This is a genomic window from Streptomyces sp. NPDC050704, from assembly GCF_040654355.1.
GTDB lineage: Bacteria > Actinomycetota > Actinomycetes > Streptomycetales > Streptomycetaceae > Streptomyces.
The window spans coordinates 1-6,658 of the sequence record NZ_JBFAHW010000228.1 but is presented as its reverse complement, the minus strand read 5'-3'; the positions used below and the strand labels follow the sequence as shown (position 1 = coordinate 6,658).

Below are 6,658 nucleotides of genomic sequence, written 5' to 3'. Positions count from 1 at the left end.
TCGTCGGCCACAACGCACCGCGGGCCCGCACCCAGAAGGGTGCGGGCCCGCGGTTACCAGCTGACTACCGCTGGCGGTGAGCTATCAGCTCTGGCCGCCGGCGAGCTTCTCGCGGAGGGCAGCCAGGGCCTCGTCCGACGCCAGGGCGCCGGAGTTGTCGTCCGACTCCGAGGAGTACGAACCGCCGCCACCGCCGCCACTGGAGGCGGCCGGAGCCGCACCGGGGGTGGCGACACCCTCGGCCTCGGCCTGGGCGTCCGCCTCGCGGGACTTGATGACCTGCGCCTGGTGCTGCTCGAAGCGCGTCTGCGCCTCGGCGTACTGGCCCTCCCAGGCCTCGCGCTGCTTCTCGTACCCCTCGAGCCAGTCGTTGGTCTCGGGGTCGAAGCCCTCGGGGTAGATGTAGTTGCCCTGGTCGTCGTACGACGCGGCCATGCCGTACAGCGTCGGGTCGAACTCGACCGTCGCCGGGTCGGCACCGAAGGCCTCGTTGGCCTGCTTCAGCGAGAGGCTGATGCGACGGCGCTCGAGGTCGATGTCGATGACCTTGACGAAGATCTCGTCGTTGACCTGGACGACCTGCTCCGGGATCTCCACGTGGCGCTCGGCCAGCTCGGAGATGTGGACCAGGCCCTCGATGCCCTCGTCCACGCGGACGAACGCACCGAACGGAACCAGCTTCGTGACCTTGCCGGGCACGACCTGGCCGATCTGGTGGGTCCGGGCGAACTGCTGCCACGGGTCTTCCTGGGTCGCCTTCAGCGACAGGGAGACACGCTCGCGGTCCATGTCGACGTCGAGGACCTCGACGGTGACTTCCTGGCCGACCTCGACAACCTCGGACGGGTGGTCGATGTGCTTCCAGGAGAGCTCGGAGACGTGCACGAGACCGTCGACGCCACCCAGGTCCACGAAGGCACCGAAGTTGACGATCGAGGAGACGACGCCGGAACGGACCTGACCCTTCTGGAGGGTGGTGAGGAACGTCTGGCGAACCTCGGACTGGGTCTGCTCCAGCCAGGCACGGCGGGACAGGACCACGTTGTTGCGGTTCTTGTCCAGCTCGATGATCTTCGCCTCGAGCTCCTTGCCCACGTAGGGCTGGAGGTCGCGGACACGGCGCATCTCGACGAGAGAAGCCGGCAGGAAGCCACGGAGGCCGATGTCAAGGATGAGACCACCCTTGACCACCTCGATGACGGTGCCGGTGACGATGCCGTCCTCTTCCTTGATCTTCTCGATGGTGCCCCAGGCACGCTCGTACTGGGCGCGCTTCTTCGAGAGGATCAGGCGGCCTTCCTTGTCCTCCTTCTGAAGGACAAGGGCTTCGATCTCGTCGCCGACCTTGACGACCTCGTTCGGGTCGACGTCGTGCTTGATCGAGAGCTCGCGGCTCGGGATGACACCTTCGGTCTTATAACCGATGTCGAGCAGGACCTCGTCCCGGTCGACCTTCACGATGACGCCGTCGACGATGTCGCCGTCGTTGAAGTACTTGATCGTCTCGTCGATCGCGGCGAGGAATGCTTCCTCGTTACCGATGTCGTTGACCGCAACCTGCGGGGTGGTGGCGGTGGTCTCGGTGCTGCTCGTCATGTGGGAAAGGGCTCCGGTACGGACAGTGAGTCGTAGGTACTGCTTACGCCGGGAGCCCGTTTCGCTCTGCAGAAGGCCGGACAGCCAAGGAAGCGCCAAACCCGGTGACCCGGGGGCGCCTCGACAACCGAGGGGACATACATACAGATGCGAGCGCAGCCTGCTACGTCTGAGGAGCGCAGGCCCGCAGCGCAACTTGTAGCATACGGGGGCAGCCGGACAGGGTCAATGCGCGAAGGCGCACACCCGGGGCGGATCGCCGCATACCCGGCACAAGACCTGTCTCACGAGGCCACGCGGGCCGTAGAACACCCCTGTCGTGACACCCCCGAGACGGGTCGGAAGAGCCCGCAGACTAATACGAGGGAGCCGATCATCCAAGACCACGAACCGTTCGAGCCCGAGGCGACCCGACGCGAGGCGGGGGTCACCGAGACGGCCCGCGCCAGCCGCGGCTGGTGGGACCGGAACGCGGACGACTACCAGGTCGAGCACGGCACCTTCCTCGGTGACGACCGCTTCGTGTGGGGTCCCGAGGGGCTCGACGAGATCGAGGCCGAGTTGCTCGGCCCGCTGGAGGAGCTGAAGGACAAGGACGTCCTGGAGATCGGCGCGGGGGCCGCCCAGTGCTCGCGCTGGCTGGCCGCCCAGGGGGCCCGTCCGGTCGCCCTCGACCTCTCGCACCGGCAGCTCCAGCACGCTCTGCGGATCGGCGCGGACAGCGTCCGGCTGGTGGAGGCGGACGCCGAGGCACTGCCCTTCGCGGACGGCTCCTTCGACCTGGCGTGCTCCGCGTACGGGGCGCTGCCGTTCGTCGCCGATCCGGGGCAGGTCCTTCGGGAGGTGCGCCGGGTGCTGCGCCCGGGTGGCCGGTTCGTCTTCTCCGTCACGCATCCGGTCCGCTGGGCCTTCCCCGACGAGCCGGGACCGGAGGGGCTGAGCGTGGCGGCCTCGTACTTCGACCGCACGCCGTACGTCGAGCAGGACGATCAGGGCCGGGCGGTGTACGTGGAGCACCACAGGACGGTCGGCGACCGCGTCCGGGACGTGGTGGCGGCGGGTTTCCGGCTGGTCGACCTGGTCGAGCCGGAGTGGCCCTCCTGGAACACCCAGGAGTGGGGCGGCTGGTCACCCCTTCGGGGAAACCTGATCCCGGGGACGGCGATCTTCGTGTGCGTACGAGACTGAGCGTGTGATCCGTTACGACGCTCTCGACGCCCTGCCCGTACGCGCCGCGCTGCCCGGCCTGGGCGACGCCCTGGAGGCGTACGGGGCCGCCGTGCTCGTCGCGCCACCCGGGACGGGCAAGACGACGCTCGTGCCGCTGGTGCTCGCCGGTCTCGTGGGCGACGGGCCCGACCGCCGTGTCGTGGTCGCCGAGCCGCGGCGGATCGCCGCCCGGGCCGCCGCGCGGCGGATGGCGTGGCTGCTCGGCGAGAAGGTCGGCGAGAGCGTCGGGTACACCGTGCGCGGCGAGCGGGTGGTGGGCCCACGCGCGCGTGTGGAGGTCGTCACGACCGGTGTGCTGCTGCAACGGCTGCAGCGGGACCAGGAGTTGGCGGGCGTCGACGTGGTCGTGCTCGACGAGTGCCACGAGCGGCATCTGGACGCGGACACGGTGGCGGCGTTCCTGCTGGACGTACGGGCCGCTCTGCGGCCCGAGCTGCGGCTGGTGGCCGCGTCCGCGACGACGGACGCGCAGGGGTGGGCCCGGCTCCTCGGTGACGCGCCGCTGGTCGAGGCGGCCGGCGTCGCACATCCGGTCGAGGTGGTGTGGGCGCCGCCCTCGCGCCCCGTACGGCCACCGCACGGGATGCGGGTGGACCCGGTGCTGCTGACGCATGTGGCGTCGGTGGTGCGGCGGGCGCTTTCCGAGCACACCGGGGATGTGCTGTGTTTCCTGCCCGGCGTCGGGGAGATCGCCCGGGTCGCCGGGCAGCTCGGCGGTCTCGGTGATGTCGAGGTGCTCCAGGTGCACGGGCGGGCGCCGGCGGCCGTGCAGGACGCGGTGCTGTCCGGCGGTACGAGGCGCCGGGTGGTGCTCGCCACGGCCGTGGCCGAGTCGTCGCTGACGGTTCCGGGGGTGCGTGTGGTCGTGGACTCCGGGCTGGCTCGGGAGCCGCGGGTGGACCACGCGCGCGGGCTGAGCGCGCTGGCGACGGTACGGGCCTCGCAGGCGGCCGGGCGACAGCGGGCGGGCCGGGCCGGGCGGGAGGCGCCGGGGGCGGTGTACCGGTGCTGGGCGGAGGCGGAGGACGGGCGGCTGGCGCGCTTTCCCGCTCCCGAGATCAAGGTGGCCGACCTGACGGCGTTCGCGCTGCAGACGGCCTGCTGGGGCGATCCCGACGCCACCGGGCTGGCCCTGCTGGATCCGCCGCCGGGCGGGGCGCTGGCGGCCGCGCGGGGCGTCCTGGAGGCCATCGGTGCCGTCGGCTCCACCGGGCGTCCCACGGACCGGGGCGTACGCATGTCGCGGCTCGGTCTGCATCCGCGGCTGGGGCGGGCCCTGCTGGACGCCGCGCCCTCCGTGGGCTCCGAGCGCGCCGCGGAAGTGGTCGCCCTTCTGAGTGAGGAACCGCCGCGCGAGTACGGGGACGACCTCGCCGCCGTCTTGCGGGCCGCCCGACGCGGCGGCGACGCCTACGCGGCCCGGTGGCGTACGGAGGTCCGGCGGCTGCGGTCCGCGGCGGCGCCCGCCTCTTCGGCGCGGAGTCCCTCCCGCCCGCACACCACCCGCCCTGACAGCGCCCCGGGAAAGGCGGTACAACCCGTCGACACCTCCCGTGCGCCCGTCGCCAAGTCCGGGTCGGCGGCGCAAGGGACCCCCACCGACGACCGCGCCGCGGGCCTCGTGGCCGCCCTCGCCTTCCCCGAGCGGGTGGCCCGGGCGCAGGGCGGGTCCTACCTGATGGTGTCCGGGACGCGGGCCGAGATCGGGGACGGGAGCGGGCTGCGGAGCGCCCCCTGGATCGCTGTCGCCGTTGCCGACCGGCCCGTCGGCGCGGGCCACGCGCGCGTGCGGCTCGGCGCCGTGATCGACGAAGGGGTCGCCCGGGAGGCCGCCGGGGCGCTGCACGGGGAGGGCGACGAGGTGCGCTGGGCCGACGGGGACGTCGTGGCGCGGCGGGTGGAGCGGCTGGGGGCGGTGGAGCTGGCGGTGCGGCCGTTGCGCAACGCCGCGCCCGGGCTCGTACGGGATGCGCTCCTGGAAGGGCTGGAGCGGGAGGGGATGGGGATGCTGCGGTGGTCCCGGGACGCCGAGGTGCTGCGGCTGCGGCTCGGGTTTCTCCGTCACCGTCTCGGTGATCCGTGGCCGGATGTGTCGGACGATGCCCTGCACGCGCGCGTGGACGAGTGGCTGGAGCCCGAGCTGAGCCGGGCCCGGCGGCGGGCCGACCTGGAGCGGATCGACGCCGGGCAGGCCCTGAAGCGGTTGCTGCCGTGGGCCTCCGGGGAGGCGGCCCGGTTCGACGAGTTGGCGCCCGAACGGATCGAGGTGCCGAGCGGGTCCAGAATCCGGATCGACTACGCGGACCCCGAACGGCCCGTACTGGCGGTGAAGCTGCAGGAGATGTTCGGGGCGCAGGAGTCGCCTGCCGTCGCCGGGGTGCCCCTGCTCGTCCATCTGCTGTCACCCGCGGGGCGCCCGGCCGCCGTCACCTCCGACCTCGCGTCCTTCTGGAGGGACGGATACAAGGGCGTACGGGCGGAACTGCGCGGGCGGTATCCGAAGCACCCCTGGCCCGAGGACCCGGCGACCGCCGCACCGACCCGGTTCACGAACGCGCGCCTCAGGCGCTGACCGGTTCCGGGTCCCGGGCCTGCGCCGGCGACGGGTCACCGGGACGGCGGCTGCGGGCCTCCAGGTACAGGGACAGCGACAGCAGGCCGATGCCCAGGATCAGGAAGCCCCACGGCAGGTACGAGGTCAGCAGGAGGATGAGGATGCGCTGGGACTCGACCAGGTCGACCGTCGACCTGATGTAGTCCTCGCGCATTTTCACGTGCCCGGAGAAGGCCGTCACCTTGTCCCGGTCCCCCAGGAGCGTGCCGCCGCGCATTTCCTCCTTGTGGATTTCCTCGCCGTAGACGGGGGCGCCGGTGGCGGGTTCGACCCAGAATTTGCGGACCGTGGTGTACCAGCGGGTGGTGCCGGTCTTGGCGAGCGACTCCGGGCTGACGCCTTCGACGGGCAGGGCCTTCGGGAAGGGCACTTTGGTCCAGGGAATGGTCTGTTCGAAGTAGTAGACGTCCACGCCCCGGAAGTTCTGCGTGCCCTTGTAGTGAATGGGGGCGGTGACGCGGGCCTGGGCGTCGAAGTACTCGTAGTCCCGTTTCTCCGTCAGGAAGGGCCATTTGAATTCGATGCCCTGGCGTTTGACGGGGTCGCCGTCGACCGACTCGCCGGTGGCGTGGACGGGTTCCTGGGTGTGCGCGTCGAAGATGTAGCGCTCGGGGATCTTGGAGACCATCTCGCCGTCGGGGCCCTGGACGTAGGAGAGGCCGTCCCAGACGACGACGTCGCGGCCGGCGGTCTTCTCGATCTTCTCGGAGGCCTCGACGTTGCCCTTCAGGGTCTGCACGATGGTGACCTTGTCGACTTTGCGCGCTTTCATCGTGCCGTAGTCCAGGAGGGTCGCGTCCTTCGCCTCCAGGACCATGTCCTGGTACTGGTTGGCCGGGATCTTGGCCAGCCGCGGGAAGGCGTACCAGCGCAGCAGCGGGGACAGCGCCGTGCAGAACACGGCGAGGGCGAGCAGGATCAGGCTGGCCTTGCGTCGCATCTCGGCGTCTCCCCTACGGGTCACGGGTGCTCGGGGACGGTGGTCAGCAGCGGCTTCGGCGAGGTCTCGCCGGCCGGTGAGCCGACCGCCGTGATGGTGAGGACCAGCGCGAGCGCGACGACGAGACCGGTCGCGGCGGCGATGAGGGCACGCATGCGGGGCCTCCCGGCACAGTGAGCTGATACATCGTCAGGTCGGGCACCGTAGCAACGGGCGGGCAAGATGAGAACACGTCGCGCACACAGAGGGCGGGCCCTTTCCCGGTGCCGGGAAAGGGC

General features: G+C 71.3%; 5 protein-coding genes. 2 read left to right on the top strand and 3 right to left on the bottom strand.

Annotated features, from left to right (window positions below; genetic code table 11):
- Nucleotides 1-84: 84 nt before the first annotated feature.
- Nucleotides 85-1,596, bottom strand: a complete 1,512-nt coding sequence (gene rpsA, locus AB0I18_RS51220) for a 30S ribosomal protein S1 (RefSeq protein WP_363112754.1) — start codon at nt 1,594-1,596, stop codon at nt 85-87.
- A gap of 228 nt (nt 1,597-1,824) precedes the next feature.
- Between rpsA and AB0I18_RS51215 the strand changes: the two genes are divergently transcribed.
- Together AB0I18_RS51215 and hrpB are read left to right on the top strand one after the other, a co-directional pair.
- On the top strand, nt 1,825-2,784 hold the full coding sequence (locus AB0I18_RS51215; protein WP_363112753.1) for a methyltransferase domain-containing protein: 960 nt from the start codon (nt 1,825-1,827) through the stop codon (nt 2,782-2,784).
- A 4-nt stretch (nt 2,785-2,788) separates the two neighbouring features.
- Nucleotides 2,789-5,398 (top strand): ATP-dependent helicase HrpB, encoded by a 2,610-nt coding sequence (gene hrpB / locus AB0I18_RS51210; RefSeq protein WP_363112752.1) that lies wholly within the window; start codon nt 2,789-2,791, stop codon nt 5,396-5,398.
- Here hrpB and AB0I18_RS51205 read toward each other — a convergent pair.
- Nucleotides 5,388-6,380 (bottom strand): DUF3068 domain-containing protein, encoded by a 993-nt coding sequence (locus tag AB0I18_RS51205; protein WP_363112751.1) that lies wholly within the window; start codon nt 6,378-6,380, stop codon nt 5,388-5,390. The genes hrpB and AB0I18_RS51205 overlap by 11 nt on opposite strands.
- A 20-nt stretch (nt 6,381-6,400) precedes the next feature.
- Entirely contained in the window at nt 6,401-6,535 is a 135-nt protein-coding gene (locus AB0I18_RS51200) for an SPW_0924 family protein (protein ID WP_363112750.1), read from the bottom strand.
- Between the last annotated feature and the right edge of the window lie 123 nt (nt 6,536-6,658).

Coding starts and splice junctions, on each gene's coding strand:
- AB0I18_RS51205 (WP_363112751.1), bottom strand. CDS start 6,380: ATGCGACGCAAGGCCAGCCTGATCCTGCTCGCCCTCGCCGTGTTCTGC.
- AB0I18_RS51200 (WP_363112750.1), bottom strand. CDS start 6,535: ATGCGTGCCCTCATCGCCGCCGCGACCGGTCTCGTCGTCGCGCTCGCG.
- AB0I18_RS51215 (WP_363112753.1), top strand. CDS start 1,825: ATGCGCGAAGGCGCACACCCGGGGCGGATCGCCGCATACCCGGCACAA.
- rpsA (WP_363112754.1), bottom strand. CDS start 1,596: ATGACGAGCAGCACCGAGACCACCGCCACCACCCCGCAGGTTGCGGTC.